At 53.3% G+C, this 14,325-nt stretch carries 7 protein-coding genes, 2 tRNA genes and 3 rRNA genes; 9 read left to right on the forward strand and 3 right to left on the reverse strand.

Annotation, left to right across the window (positions count from 1 at the left end; translation table 11 throughout):
• Positions 1–5 precede the first annotated feature (5 nt).
• A complete protein-coding gene (locus H2508_RS13385) occupies positions 6–1,730 on the reverse strand; it encodes a chloride channel protein (protein WP_235965347.1) in 1,725 nt (574 codons plus the stop codon).
• A 152-nt stretch (positions 1,731–1,882) separates the two neighbouring features.
• Between H2508_RS13385 and argC the strand changes: the two genes are divergently transcribed.
• The 3 genes from argC to erpA all read left to right on the forward strand — a co-directional run bounded on the left by argC (position 1,883) and on the right by erpA (position 4,176).
• A complete protein-coding gene (gene argC, locus H2508_RS13390; RefSeq protein ID WP_182174709.1) occupies positions 1,883–2,926 on the forward strand; it encodes an N-acetyl-gamma-glutamyl-phosphate reductase in 1,044 nt (347 codons plus the stop codon).
• Positions 2,927–2,961: 35 nt separating this feature from the next.
• A complete protein-coding gene (locus H2508_RS13395) occupies positions 2,962–3,675 on the forward strand; it encodes a DUF6776 family protein (protein WP_182174712.1) in 714 nt (237 codons plus the stop codon).
• Positions 3,676–3,822: 147 nt separating this feature from the next.
• The gene (gene erpA, locus H2508_RS13400) at positions 3,823–4,176 is read left to right on the forward strand and encodes an iron-sulfur cluster insertion protein ErpA (protein WP_182174715.1); all 354 of its coding nucleotides are present in this window, start codon (positions 3,823–3,825) and stop codon (positions 4,174–4,176) included.
• Between the two features lie 52 nt (positions 4,177–4,228).
• On the opposite strand, the gene H2508_RS13405 is transcribed toward erpA, so the two are convergent.
• On the reverse strand, positions 4,229–5,377 hold the full coding sequence (locus H2508_RS13405) for an anhydro-N-acetylmuramic acid kinase (RefSeq protein WP_408014945.1): 1,149 nt from the start codon (positions 5,375–5,377) through the stop codon (positions 4,229–4,231).
• A 1-nt stretch (position 5,378) separates the two neighbouring features.
• The gene (locus tag H2508_RS13410; RefSeq protein WP_182174721.1) at positions 5,379–6,803 is read right to left on the reverse strand and encodes a peptidoglycan DD-metalloendopeptidase family protein; all 1,425 of its coding nucleotides are present in this window, start codon (positions 6,801–6,803) and stop codon (positions 5,379–5,381) included.
• Positions 6,804–6,962: 159 nt separating this feature from the next.
• On the opposite strand from H2508_RS13410, the gene tyrS reads away from it, so the two are divergent.
• From tyrS to rrf, 6 genes are all read left to right on the forward strand, one after another.
• The gene (tyrS, locus tag H2508_RS13415; RefSeq protein ID WP_182174724.1) at positions 6,963–8,258 is read left to right on the forward strand and encodes a tyrosine--tRNA ligase; all 1,296 of its coding nucleotides are present in this window, start codon (positions 6,963–6,965) and stop codon (positions 8,256–8,258) included.
• 513 nt (positions 8,259–8,771) lie between these two features.
• Positions 8,772–10,305 (forward strand): 16S ribosomal RNA (locus tag H2508_RS13420).
• 96 nt (positions 10,306–10,401) lie between these two features.
• Positions 10,402–10,478, forward strand: a tRNA-Ile gene (locus H2508_RS13425).
• A gap of 123 nt (positions 10,479–10,601) precedes the next feature.
• Positions 10,602–10,677, forward strand: a tRNA-Ala gene (locus H2508_RS13430).
• Positions 10,678–11,126: 449 nt separating this feature from the next.
• A 23S ribosomal RNA gene (locus H2508_RS13435) occupies positions 11,127–14,029 on the forward strand.
• Between the two features lie 175 nt (positions 14,030–14,204).
• Positions 14,205–14,320 (forward strand): 5S ribosomal RNA (rrf, locus tag H2508_RS13440).
• Together the 16S, 23S and 5S rRNA genes with 2 tRNA genes alongside form the textbook arrangement of a ribosomal RNA operon.
• Positions 14,321–14,325 lie beyond the last annotated feature (5 nt).

Consider the following 14,325-nt stretch of genomic DNA (forward strand, 5'->3'; position numbering starts at 1 on the left):
TCCGCTCAGAGATTGGACAGTGTAAAGCGCTCGATACTATCGCGCGTCACTATGCCCTGTAGGACTCGGTTGCCATTGGGGCCGCGAGCGTAGACGCAGACAGCCTCTACTGTGCGCTCCTTAATGCGGTCCATCGCTTGTCTCAGGGTCGCTTGCACCGGTACCCGGGCGATAGACCAGCGCCGCAAGTCAATATCAGATAAGTTGATGCTGCCTTCCTCAGTGCTGTGCTGGCGCAACCATTCTGCCAGCTCGCTGCCCTTAAGTAGAAATAACTCCTCTCCTTCTCGCGTCACAAGGCACCATGCAGGGGTGGCATTAAGTAGCGTTGCAGCGGTGGAAAGGTCGAAATCAATATCTATTTTAACCACACTCACCTCCATATTTGAGGTGACATCAGTGCGGTGCAGAAGCTGGTTAATGGGGTCGTTAGGGGCAGAGCGCCGCAGTAGTCTGAGGGCGACCTGATGTGCGGCACGCTGGCGAAACACCCCTTCATTAGTCAGGTTTGCCGCGATAATTGCAAGTAGAGCGGGCATGGCCACGCCGGCTGACTGGGTCAGCTCAATGACCGCCAGTGTCGCCGCCAGCGGAGCATTTAACACCGCGCCCATGCAGGCGGCCATACCTAAAGCAATATAGAGTGTCGGTTCAGAGGCGAGGTGCGGGGCATAAATCTGGCCCACTATCCCCAGCGCGCCACCGAGGCAAGCGCCCATCAGCAAATTGGGTCCGATCAGTCCGATAGGCATTCCCATGCCACAACTCACGCCGGTGGCAACTAGTTTGCAGGCGCCAATGGCCACCAGCATGTACAGCACAAGCTCACCCTGTAGGGCGAGGTTGAGGGTGTCGTAACCAATGCCCAGTGTTTCCGGCACCAGCAGCGCCAGCCCGCCGGTGACGCAACCAGCGATAGTGAAGCGTACAGCGACAGGCCAATGGCTGAGGCGCGAGCTCAGGCGGTTGATGTAGATGAAGACAGTCACTGTGGCGCCACAGCAGACACCCAGCATAACGATATAAGGCAGTTCCCAGAGAGAGTTCAGCTCAACGGCTGGAATTGAGAACAGTACGGTGCCAATACCGATGTGGCGGCTCACTGCTGAGGCCGATACTGCCGCCAGCATTACGGGAACGAAGCCGGCGACAGTGTATTCCGCCACTATCACTTCCATGGCGAAAATAACGCCGGCCAGTGGCGTGTCGAAAGCGGCGGAGATGCCGCCAGCTGCACCGCAAGCAATTAATATCCGCAAGCTGTTGTTGGGCAGTGCAAGGCGTTGCCCGAGTAGGCTGTTGATCGCGCCCCCTAGGTGGACGCCGGGACCTTCGCGCCCGCCGGACTGGCCAGTGGCGAGTGCAAATGCGCCCCCGACGAACTGTACTACTGCGTTGCGCAGGGGCAGCACGCCATAAGCGCTGTGCATTTGACTTAAGACGTGGACAATACCGGTTTCTCGGTTTTCTGGTTTTAGCAGAGAGAAGCCCAGCCCTAGGGCGAGCCCCCCGAGTGCCGGCAGTGCGAATAGTTGCCAGTCTGGCAGTAGCTCAAAGCCCTCACCGCGGCCGCCAACCCCCCACAGCTTAGCTAACTCAGCTACGGATACTTCGAAGGCGATCACGATCAGGCCTGATGCTAGGCCGCCCACTACGCCCAGTACTGCGTAGGCCAGCGCCGAGTGATAGTTGGTAAGGTGACGCCGGTAACTACTTAACCATCGCCGCAATAGATTCAACTCCCCAAGCAAAAACCTAATATTAACAGTTAATTTGGGTGATATTACTTCTATACTAGTGGGATTAGCACAGTGCATCGAATCGACTCAGGAGCACTGTGCCACACAAGTTGTAGGAGTCGGGAGGCATAGAGGTTAGAGCCATGGTGAAAGTAGGGATTGTCGGCGGAACTGGATACACCGGTGTCGAGTTGCTGCGACTGTTGGCGCAGCATGAGGACAGCGAGGTGGTGGCGATTACCTCTCGAGCAGAAGCCGGGCGCCGGCTGGATGAGTTATTTCCCAACTTGCGCGGCTATTACGATTTAGCCTTTTCTGAGCCCGATGTGGACTTGCTCGCCAGTTGTGATGTGGTGTTTTTTGCCACCCCACACAACGTGGCAATGCACTTGGTGCCAGAGTTACTTGCTGCCGGTACTCGTGTTATTGATTTGTCGGCAGACTACCGTATTCGCGATGCCGAGCTTTGGTCGCAGTGGTACGGTGAGCCGCACGCCAGCCCAGAGCTCTTAGCCGATGCGGTTTATGGCCTGCCAGAAATTAACCGAGAGCAGATTGCCAAGGCCCAGTTGGTCGCTTGTCCAGGCTGCTATCCTACTGCGATAGAGCTTGGGCTGATCCCCTTGCTGGAGTCTGGCTTGGTAGAGCCCAGCAATATTATTGCCAGTGCGGCCAGTGGCACCAGTGGCGCTGGGCGTCAGGCTAAGATCGATAATCTAGCTAGTGAGGTGAGTGGTAGCTTCAAGGCTTATGGTGTGGGTGGTCATCGCCATTTGCCTGAAATCGAGCAGTGCCTTTCATTGCTGTCGGGAAGCGATGTATCGCTGACCTTTGTGCCCCATCTATTGCCGATGGTGCGCGGCATCCACGCAACCTTATTTGCTCGCTTAAACAAGCCCGGTGAGCAGAGTATCGAGGACCTGCAGAGATTATTTGAAAACCGCTATCGCGATGAGCCTTTTGTGGATGTGTTGCCCAACGGAACCTTTCCCCAGACCCGGGCTGTCAAAGGCGCTAACCACTGCCAGCTGTCGTTGATGATACCGCAGCAGCGTGACACGGTAGTGGTGATGTCGACCATTGATAATTTAGTGAAAGGGGCCTCGGGACAGGCAGTACAGAACATGAATATTATGTTAGGTCTGCCTGAGGACCGCGGTCTTCGTCAGGTAGGACTGTTGCCCTGACACAGCAGAGTGAGCAAAGCGTAGCGCCCAAAGCGGTGCGCAGCTGGCAGCGGCGCATGGTCTTGTTGTTGCTGCTCTTGTTGCTTGCCGCTGGGATATTGGCAGCGGGGGTTTATTTAGGGCAGCAGCAAGCTTATAGCCGTATGGGAATTGATCCACAGCGCTATCGAGCAATGGCGGAGGCCTTGCCTGAAGCTCAGGCTTATATCGAGGAGCTCAAGCGACAGTTGGCCGCAGCCGACATTCGACATGAGGTCGATCGCGCTTCCTTGGAGTTAGTGCGGCAGGACCTTGCTCACCAGCAGGAGCAGTTAGCCGAGTTGGCCGAGGGCCTGCGCTTTTATCGCAGTTTGATGGCACCGGGAGATATTGCTCAAGGTTTCAGCTTGCGTGGTATTGAACTGGTTCCCCGTGACACGCCGGGCCGCTATGCCTACCGAATTGTGGTGCAGCAAGAGGCGCGCAAACATGACACGGTGCGCGGTGATTTGCAGGTTTATGTACAGGGCATCGAGGGTGGCGAATCGCTGCGCTACGAGCTAGCTGAGATCACTGCAGACTTGGAAAGCAATCAGATCCCCCTGCGCTTTCGCTATTTTCAGGCTATTGAGGGGGAGCTCGACTTGCCAGAAGGTTTTCAGCCACAAACTATTGATGTGGAAGCTAAGCTGAGCAGTCCGCGCAAGCTAGTGATAGAACAGCGCTATCCTTGGCAGGTGCTGGATAAGTTTACCCATGTGGGGAAGTAGCACTGCCGAGGCGCTGTTGAGGGTCTTAGTAGCTCGCTTGCGTCAATCAAGCTAAAGTTGACTAATTTACTGGGTTTTACCATAATTGCTTAATCAAAGATTTTCTAAATTTGTCCAGGTGAGGCTCTGCGCCTCCGGTAATCAAGCATGTCAGTAGCCGAATCCTTCAATCCAAGTGGTATCAACCTCTCTGCACGCGCGGTGACTAAAGTCCGTGAACTGATTGTTGAAGAAGAAAACGATGCACTGAAGCTGCGTGTATATATCACCGGCGGTGGTTGCTCGGGCTTTCAGTATGGTTTTGCTTTCGAGGAAGAGGCTGCGGATGATGACACCGCCATCGAAAGAGATGGTGTTACCGTGCTGGTTGATCCGATGAGTTTTCAGTATCTTGCCGGTTCGGAGGTGGACTATACCGAGGGCTTGGAAGGTTCTCGTTTTGTGATTAATAATCCTAACGCCGCCACCACCTGCGGCTGTGGTTCTTCATTTTCAATGTAGCTTAAGCGCTAATGCGCGCGCATTAGCGCCCGTCACTAGTAAACTTTGAGTCTTATTGAGTCCTTGGTCTGGCGCCGGGATAGATTCCGCCGAGAATAACTTCCTCCTGGGCTCCCGTAACAGCGGGGATGTTTCCAGCGAGTTGCGCCATGCTGCGCCAAGCCAGCCAGGCAAAAGCTGCAGCTTCGACCCACTCGGGCTCAATACCTAAGGAGGCGGTAGTCTCCAAAGTGGCAGTGCCTAGCTTAGCTGCTAGGCGGCGCATTAAATCGCTATTGCGAGCACCGCCACCGCAGACATAGACCTCGGATACCGGCACTTCACACTGAGCTATGCCCCGGGCAATACTCTCAGCGCTGAATTCAGCCAGTGTGCTTTGCACCTCCTGTGGAGTAGCTGGGCTGCTCAGATCGGCTAGGCACTCATCTAGCCAAGCCAAGTTGAACACTTCTTTACCGGTGCTGCGCGGCCCGCTTTGGCTTAGGTAGTCGTGCTCTAGCAGGCGGGCTAATAAGTCTGGGCGAATGCTGCCGGCAGCAGACCATTGGCCGTCTTTGTCGTAGGCCTGCCCGAGCTGCCGATTTATCCAGTGGTCCAGCAGTGTGTTGCCCGGGCCGGTGTCAAAGCCCAGTACTTGTCCCTCGCTGTGAAGCAGGCTGACGTTGGCGATGCCACCTATGTTAACGATAGCTCGGGTGTGTCCAGCCTTGGCAAAAGCTGCTGCATGAAAAGCGGGGGCTAATGGTGCGCCTTCACCACCTACAGCGATATCGCGCCGTCGAAAATCCGCCACGGTGGTGATGCCGGTGCTTTGTGCGATCGTGTTGGGGTCACCTATTTGCAGCGTGAAGCCCTGTTCGCTGGGCTGATGGCTTGAAGGGGGGTGGTGGCGAATGGTTTGGCCGTGGCTGCCAATCGCGCAGATTTCGGTGCTTGGCACTTGCTCTTTGCTAAGCAGGCTTAGTGTGGCCTTGGCAAATAAATGTCCTAGCTCTCGGTCTAGCGCACCCATACGCTCGATTTCATTATCGCCGGGGCGGCTAATCTCCACGATGCGTTGTTTGGTGGCCGGGGGGATGGGGTGTTCGTAAGTGGCAAGTAGCGTCGTGCCCCGCTCGTCACAGCGGGCGAGGGCACAGTCTATGCCATCCATGCTGGTGCCCGACATCAGGCCTACGTAGAGCCGGGCACTCATTGGGATCTTAGCGCTGGCTGCTGTCTCCCGCCGTGGCATTGTTCAAGGCCAGGCGGGTAGCTGATTGCAGGCTGGCCAATTGCTGTGCAGCAGGTGCAATCATCTCTTGGAAGCGCGGTAGCTCAGAAGCTGCTAGTGACTTGGCCTTGGGCAGCTCTTTGTGGATGGTGCGGGGATTGCGGTGCACGCCATCAACAAGGAACTCGTAATGCAGGTGCGGCCCAGTAGCGGCACCTGTGCTACCTACGGTGCCAATGACAGCGTTTTGAGCTACGCGTTGACCCTGTTTGACCTTGCGCTGGTGCAGGTGGAGGTATCGAGTAACGTATCGGTCACCATGTTGAATAAAGACATAGTTGCCATTGGCGCGAGTGTAGCCCGCTTTAATGACCTTGCCATCGCCAGCAGCATAAACAGGAGTGCCGGTAGGGGCTGCGTAGTCGGTGCCGCGGTGGGGGCGAGTTGTTTTATAGATAGGGTGCAGGCGTCGCAAGTTGAAGTTAGAGCTGATGCGAGTGAAGTCGACCGGAGCCATGAGGAAGGCTTTGCGCATGCTAACACCCTGCTCATTATAGTAGCTGACATCACCTTGACTATCGGCGAAGCGGTAAGCGCTAAAAGTTTCTCCGCGGTTGGTGAAAGAGGCTGCGAGGATTTCGCCGTCGCGGTATTTCTCACCGTCTAAATAAAGCTCTTCGTAGACAACGTGGATAGTGTCGCCTTTGCGTGGATCCAGTACGAAATCTATGACGCCGCCAAAAATATCCGCCAGCTCCATAATCTTAAGCTGCGATAGCCCCATGTTTTTACCGGCCATAAACAGCGAGGAAGTGATTTCACCTGTGGCCCAGGTTTCTCTCACTTCGGGCTGGCGTATGTCGCGCTCGGTAACGAAGCTGCCACTTTCATCGCGACGGTAGGTGACTGACTCCAGCGCCGAGATGACGTGCTTTACGCCCAGCAACTGATTTTCGTCGGAGCTCAAAAAAGCGATGGTTTGGCCGGGATAGATTTTGGCCAGGTCTTTGCCGTCGGGGGCGCCGTAAACCAGCTCATGAACCGCGTTGTTGTCAAAGCCCGCACGTTTGAAAATAAGCGAGAGGTTGTCGCCGCTGCGCACGGTCTGTTCCTGCCACTGCTCAAGTTCCACCAGGGCGCTGGGCTCGGCATCTTCGATTGCTGGAGCGATTTGCTCCGTGGCAGGGCTGTTGGTAGCTGATAGAATGCGCTCAACAGCTTGCTCGGATTCGAGCTCGCTTAGCTCGCTGATACTGCGATTCGCTTCGACGTCTCCGCCAGGAGCGAGACTCGCCGCAATTGCGACACAGGCAGTGATTGTAGCTACAGCTAACAAATGCCGACTTGTTTTGGGTTTTGCTGCGCTATCAGAGTTAACGATAGTCGCGCCTCGCGGCTTAGTATTTATTTTCATAGTCCAGATCGTTCGTGTTGCTACCAGTTGCGGGAGTATATTGAAAAATGGAGTGAAGCAACAGTTCGGTATTATTCGGGTTCACAGCTTTTGTAGGGTGAGGTAATGTTGCCGCCCTATTTCAAACCTATTGTCATTATTTATAGTTGAGAAGCAAACATGAGTAGCGCACTTTTAGCCGACCTTCGGGCACGCGAACTGGTTTTTCAGGTTGCGGGAGAAGATGAGCTCCCAGCATGGCTTGATGGCGGATCACGAACCCTTTATTGCGGCTTCGACCCGACCGCAGATAGTCTGCACATTGGCCACCTGGTACCGCTACTGATGCTGCGTCGTTTTCAGCAGGCTGGGCATCGGCCACTTGCTCTGGTTGGTGGCGCCACGGGTTTGATTGGCGATCCGAGCTTTAAGGATCAAGAGCGCAAGTTGAATACACCTGAGGTGGTGGCTTCTTGGGTAGATAAGATCCGTGGGCAGGTATCCCGTTTTATTGATTTTGATGCGGGTGCTAACTCGGCCGAGGTGGTGAACAACCTAGATTGGGTTGCGGGTCTGGATGTCTTGGCTTTTTTGAGAGACGTCGGCAAGCACTTTTCTGTCAATGCCATGATCCAGAAAGAGTCGGTTAAGCAGCGATTGGATCGAGAGGGCAGTGGTCTCAGCTTTACTGAGTTCTCTTATATGATTCTGCAATCATACGACTACGCTGAGCTGAACGCGCGTTATGACTGTAGCTTACAGATCGGTGGTTCCGACCAGTGGGGTAATATCACCGGCGGTATAGATCTCACGCGGCGCATGCATGGCGCTAAGTCGTTTGGTCTGACGGTGCCCTTGATTACTAAGTCTGACGGGACAAAATTCGGCAAAACTGAATCCGGTGCCGTGTGGTTAGACCCTGCTCGCACCTCGCCCTATGCTTTTTACCAGTTTTGGCTCAACACTGCCGACGCGGATGTCTACCGTTTCCTTAAGTACTTCACCTTCTTGGAAGTGGCGGATATAGATGAGCTAGAACGCGCTGATGCTGAGCGTTCCGGTCGGCCGGAGGCGCAGTTGGTGTTGGCGACAGAAGTGACGCGCTTAGTTCACGGTGAAGAAGGCTTGGCCGCGGCGCAGCGGATTAGTGCCTCGCTGTTTAGTGGCGATTTGGCAGCTTTATCAGAAACGGACTTTGCCCAGTTAAAGCAGGACGGCTTGCCCTCGAGCACTGTCGAGCGTAAAGCTTTGCCAGCTACCCTGACACAGATGCTCACTGAGGCTGGAATGGCTAATTCAGGCAAGCAAGTGAAAGATGCTTTAGGGCGAAATGCGGTGTTGGTCAATGGTGATGCGCTGAGCTGGGAGGATAACGGTTCGCCCGTGGAGGTGTTTGCTGAAGATCGTGGACGTTATGGCCGTTACTACCTGACCCAGCTGGGTAAGAAGAAGCACCACCTCTTTGAATTGCTCTAAGAGCTAAAAGAAGGCTTTTTATGCCCTTTTTTAAAAATATTTGAAAAAGGGCTTGCGCCAATCATTTTCTCTACGTATAGTTCGCCTCCCTTGGATGAGGGCGGCAACAAAAGCACAGTCCAAGGCCACCTAGAAACTTTAAAAGTTTCAAAGACTTAAGTCGCAAAGGTGGGCTGATTGATCGGCACTGAAAAATGCAAAAATTTGCAAAAAACAGTTGCCAAAACAAAATCACTCAGTATAATGCGCATCCTCAGTTAGGGGGCAACCTCAACTGACTAACCAGAGTCCCGGCGACCTGGTGTTATTTAACAAGAAGACGAAGACAGATGTGTGGGCACTTGTTGAGATGGTAGTCACGACTATTATCAGACACAACAAGTGACTCATTGATTCATTATGAATTCTTGATTTTTCGATAATTGTGTCTGAGCCGAGATTTGGTCGTTGCCGTGGGGTAACCACGTAAATGACCCCTCTTGTTGGCAGGTATTGCGACAGAGGTAAAAGATTAAACTGAAGAGTTTGATCATGGCTCAGATTGAACGCTGGCGGCAGGCCTAACACATGCAAGTCGAGCGCGAAAGCACTTCGGTGTGAGTAGAGCGGCGGACGGGTGAGTAATGCGCAGGAATCTACCTAGTAGTGGGGGATAACAGCTGGAAACAGCTGCTAATACCGCATACGCCCTACGGGGGAAAGCGGGGGACCTTAGGGCCTCGCGCTATTAGACGAGCCTGCGTTGGATTAGCTTGTTGGTGAGGTAAAGGCTCACCAAGGCGACGATCCATAGCTGGTCTGAGAGGATGATCAGCCACACCGGGACTGAGACACGGCCCGGACTCCTACGGGAGGCAGCAGTGGGGAATATTGCGCAATGGGCGAAAGCCTGACGCAGCCATGCCGCGTGTGTGAAGAAGGCCCTAGGGTTGTAAAGCACTTTCAATTGGGAAGAAAGGTTGTGTGTTAATAGCACTCAACTGTGACATTACCTTTAGAAGAAGCACCGGCTAACTCCGTGCCAGCAGCCGCGGTAATACGGAGGGTGCAAGCGTTAATCGGAATTACTGGGCGTAAAGCGCGCGTAGGCGGTTTGTTAAGTCGGATGTGAAAGCCCTGGGCTCAACCTGGGACCTGCATCCGATACTGGCCGACTAGAGTACGAGAGAGGGAGGTAGAATTCCACGTGTAGCGGTGAAATGCGTAGATATGTGGGGGAATACCGGTGGCGAAGGCGGCCTCCTGGCTCGATACTGACGCTGAGGTGCGAAAGCGTGGGGAGCAAACAGGATTAGATACCCTGGTAGTCCACGCCGTAAACGATGTCTACTAGCCGTTGGGGAACTTGATTCCTTGGTGGCGCAGCTAACGCACTAAGTAGACCGCCTGGGGAGTACGGCCGCAAGGTTAAAACTCAAATGAATTGACGGGGGCCCGCACAAGCGGTGGAGCATGTGGTTTAATTCGATGCAACGCGAAGAACCTTACCAGGTCTTGACATCCTGCGAATTTTCTAGAGATAGATTAGTGCCTTCGGGAACGCAGTGACAGGTGCTGCATGGCTGTCGTCAGCTCGTGTCGTGAGATGTTGGGTTAAGTCCCGTAACGAGCGCAACCCTTGTCCTTAGTTGCCAGCACGTAATGGTGGGAACTCTAAGGAGACTGCCGGTGACAAACCGGAGGAAGGTGGGGACGACGTCAAGTCATCATGGCCCTTACGACCTGGGCTACACACGTGCTACAATGGAGCGTACAGAGGGCTGCTAACCCGCGAGGGGGAGCGAATCCCACAAAACGTTTCGTAGTCCGGATTGGAGTCTGCAACTCGACTCCATGAAGTCGGAATCGCTAGTAATCGTGGATCAGAATGCCACGGTGAATACGTTCCCGGGCCTTGTACACACCGCCCGTCACACCATGGGAGTGGGTTGCAAAAGAAGTGGGTAGACTAACCTTCGGGAGGTCGCTCACCACTTTGTGATTCATGACTGGGGTGAAGTCGTAACAAGGTAGCCCTAGGGGAACCTGGGGCTGGATCACCTCCTTAAACGATAGTGACACGTCTTGATAAGTGTTCACACATTTGTCTTCGTCTTGAACGGTTGATGCGACAGTAATCATGAGCTTCGCTGTGCCTTTTTTTAGGCCTGTAGCTCAGTTGGTTAGAGCGCACCCCTGATAAGGGTGAGGTCGGCAGTTCAAATCTGCCCAGGCCTACCAAATCACTCCTGATCTTCGTCGTGAAGTCACTTGCATAGCAGTATGCGATGCCCTTCGCAGCGCGATCAGCACAGTTTGGTGAACTTGGCAGGTATTGTGATTGCTGCTGGTACACTTTTACTTGGGGCTATAGCTCAGCTGGGAGAGCGCCTGCCTTGCACGCAGGAGGTCTGCGGTTCGATCCCGCATAGCTCCACCACTTCTCGCAAGCTTGTAAGTTATGAGTTTGTTAGGATGGGATCCCCACGCATCGATTGGAATTCAGAAAGAAGCACATTGTCAACAATACTGATGAGTGTGTTTGTTTCTGGTTTTCACAACCGGACAGTTCTTTAACAAGGTAAATTAAGCTGAGTCTTTGGATTCAAGCAAGGCACCAACCCTCGGGTTCGGTGAATTGAAGAATCCTTAGATAATTGTTCTTGATAGCGGGTATCAATTCCCCGCTATCGAAACGAGTTGTTTTAAACAACACTGTGACTTAAGCGTCACAACATCCGGCGGGCAAGAACTTTGATCGGTTCTTGTCTACTAAGTACCTGGCCTGTGTTAAGGGGGTCAGGGAACTGTCTACTTGAACACTGCTTTTGTTGTTAAAAAGCGGTGGATCTCTTGTGCTAACAAGAGAACAGATAACTTCGGTTATATGGTCAAGTGACTAAGCGCATACGGTGGATGCCTTGGCAGTCAGAGGCGATGAAGGACGTTGTAGCCTGCGAAAAGCTTCGGGGAGTCGGCAAACAGACTTTGATCCGGAGATGTCCGAATGGGGAAACCCGCCCAATGTAAGTTGGGTATCCTGCACTGAATACATAGGTGTAGGAGGCGAACGAGGGGAACTGAAACATCTAAGTACCCTTAGGAAGAGAAATCAATTGAGATTCCCTCAGTAGCGGCGAGCGAACGGGGAACAGCCTGCAAGTGATAGCAGAAGGGTTAGTGGAACGGTCTGGAAAGTCCGGCGATAGAGGGTGATAGCCCCGTACACGAAAACGCTTTTGTGGTACTAAGCTTGCGATAAGTAGGACGGGACACGTGTTATCTTGTCTGAAGATGGGGGGACCATCCTCCAAGGCTAAATACTCCTGACTGACCGATAGTGAACCAGTACCGTGAGGGAAAGGCGAAAAGAACCCCGGAGAGGGGAGTGAAATAGAACCTGAAACCGTATGCGTACAAGCAGTGGGAGCACCTTCGTGGTGTGACTGCGTACCTTTTGTATAATGGGTCAGCGACTTATTGTCTGTAGCAAGCTTAACCGCATAGGGGAGGCGTAGGGAAACCGAGTCTTAATAGGGCGCATAGTTGCAGGCAGTAGACCCGAAACCGGGCGATCTATCCATGGCCAGAGTGAAGGTTAGGTAACACTGACTGGAGGCTCGAACCCACTTATGTTGAAAAATGAGGGGATGAGCTGTGGATCGGAGTGAAAGGCTAATCAAGCCCGGAGATAGCTGGTTCTCCTCGAAATCTATTTAGGTAGAGCGTCATGTCTTACCCTAGGGGGTAGAGCACTGTTTCGGCTAGGGGGTCATCCCGACTTACCAACCCGATGCAAACTCCGAATACCTAGGAGTACAATCATGGCAGAAAGACAGCGGGTGCTAACGTCCGTTGTCGAGAGGGCAACAACCCAGACCGCCAGCTAAGGTCCCCAATACCAGTTAAGTGGGAAACGATGTGGGAAGGCTTAGACAGCTAGGAGGTTGGCTTAGAAGCAGCCATCCTTTAAAGAAAGCGTAATAGCTCACTAGTCGAGTCGGCCTGCGCGGAAGATTTAACGGGGCTAAACTGGTAACCGAAGCTGCGGATGCATATTTATATGCATGGTAGAGGAGCGTTCTGTAAGCCGTTGAAGGTGAACCGGGAGGTTTGCTGGAGGTATCAGAAGTGCGAATGCTGACATGAGTAACGATAAGGGGGGTGAAAAACCTCCCCGCCGGAAGATCAAGGTTTCCTGCGCAACGCTAATCGGCGCAGGGTGAGTCGGCCCCTAAGGCGAGGGCGAAAGCCGTAGTCGATGGGAAACGGGTTAATATTCCCGTACTTCTTCATATTGCGATGGAGGGACGGAGTAGGCTAGGTCATCAGGGCGATGGTTGTCCCTGTTTAAGGCTGTAGGCTGACTGCTTAGGTAAATCCGGGCGGTTAAGGCTGAGAGTTGATGACGAGCTCTTTCGAAAGATCGAGCGAAGTGATTGATGCCATGCTTCCAGGAAAAGCTTCTAAGCTTCAGATATGAAGGAACCGTACTGTAAACCGACACAGGTGATCAGGTAGAGAATACCAAGGCGCTTGAGAGAACTCGGGTGAAGGAACTAGGCAAAATGGTACCGTAACTTCGGGAGAAGGTACGCCGGTTTTGGTGATGGGACTTGCTCCCTAAGCTGAGGCTGGCCGAAGTGACCAGGTGGCTGCGACTGTTTATTAAAAACATAGCACTGTGCAAACACGAAAGTGGACGTATACGGTGTGACGCCTGCCCGGTGCCGGAAGGTTAATTGATGGGGTTAGCTTCGGCGAAGCTCTTGATCGAAGCCCCGGTAAACGGCGGCCGTAACTATAACGGTCCTAAGGTAGCGAAATTCCTTGTCGGGTAAGTTCCGACCTGCACGAATGGCGTAACGATGGCCACACTGTCTCCACCCGAGACTCAGTGAAATTGAATTTGCGGTTAAGATGCCGTATACCCGCGGCTAGACGGAAAGACCCCGTGAACCTTTACTATAGCTTCACAGTGGACTTTGACTTTATTTGTGTAGGATAGCTGGGAGGCTTTGAAGCAATGGCGCTAGCTGTTGTGGAGCCAACCTTGAAATACCAGCCTGGTAAAGTTGAGGTTCTAACTTAGGTCCATTATCTGGATCGAGGACATTGTGTGGTGGGTAGTTTGACTGGGGCGGTCTCCTCCCAAAGAGTAACGGAGGAGCACGAAGGTGCGCTAATCATGGTCGGAAATCATGAGGTTAGTGTAAAGGCACAAGCGCGCTTGACTGCGAGACTGACAAGTCGAGCAGGTACGAAAGTAGGTCTTAGTGATCCGGTGGTTCTGTATGGAAGGGCCATCGCTCAACGGATAAAAGGTACTCCGGGGATAACAGGCTGATACCGCCCAAGAGTTCACATCGACGGCGGTGTTTGGCACCTCGATGTCGGCTCATCACATCCTGGGGCTGAAGCCGGTCCCAAGGGTATGGCTGTTCGCCATTTAAAGTGGTACGCGAGCTGGGTTTAGAACGTCGTGAGACAGTTCGGTCCCTATCTGCCGTGGGCGTTGGAGAATTGAGGGAAGCTGCTCCTAGTACGAGAGGACCGGAGTGGACGAACCACTGGTGTTCGGGTTGTGTCGCCAGACGCATTGCCCGGTAGCTACGTTCGGACAGGATAACCGCTGAAAGCATCTAAGCGGGAAGCCCCTCCCAAGATGAGTTCTCCCTGGGAATTTAATTCCCCTAAAGGGCCGTTGAAGACTACAACGTTGATAGGCTGGGTGTGGAAGCGCTGTAAGGCGTTGAGCTAACCAGTACTAATTGCCCGTGAGGCTTGACCATATAATCCAAGTTATTTGCTTGCCGCAAGGCGAGTATGAGTAGACAGCGGATGTTGTGATTAAGTCCAGAGTTGCTAGGCAACTCAGAAAGAACAGACAGCTTAATTTACCGCCTTATTTGGATCAAAGTAGGCCGCACCTACAGTGCCTAAGACCGAAATATCCAAGCCAGTTTGCCTGGCGACAATAGAGCGTTGGAACCACCTGAATCCTTTCCGAACTCAGAAGTGAAACGACGTATCGCCGATGGTAGTGTGGGGTCTCCCCATGTGAGAGTAGGTCATCGCCAGGCTTTAA

Origin of the sequence: Sediminihaliea albiluteola, from assembly GCF_014077625.1 — a bacterium.
GTDB classification, from domain to species: Bacteria; Pseudomonadota; Gammaproteobacteria; order Pseudomonadales; family Halieaceae; genus Sediminihaliea; species Sediminihaliea albiluteola.

Coding starts and splice junctions, on each gene's coding strand:
- H2508_RS13410 (WP_182174721.1), bottom strand. CDS start 6,803: ATGAAAATAAATACTAAGCCGCGAGGCGCGACTATCGTTAACTCTGAT.
- erpA (WP_182174715.1), top strand. CDS start 3,823: ATGTCAGTAGCCGAATCCTTCAATCCAAGTGGTATCAACCTCTCTGCA.
- argC (WP_182174709.1), top strand. CDS start 1,883: ATGGTGAAAGTAGGGATTGTCGGCGGAACTGGATACACCGGTGTCGAG.
- tyrS (WP_182174724.1), top strand. CDS start 6,963: ATGAGTAGCGCACTTTTAGCCGACCTTCGGGCACGCGAACTGGTTTTT.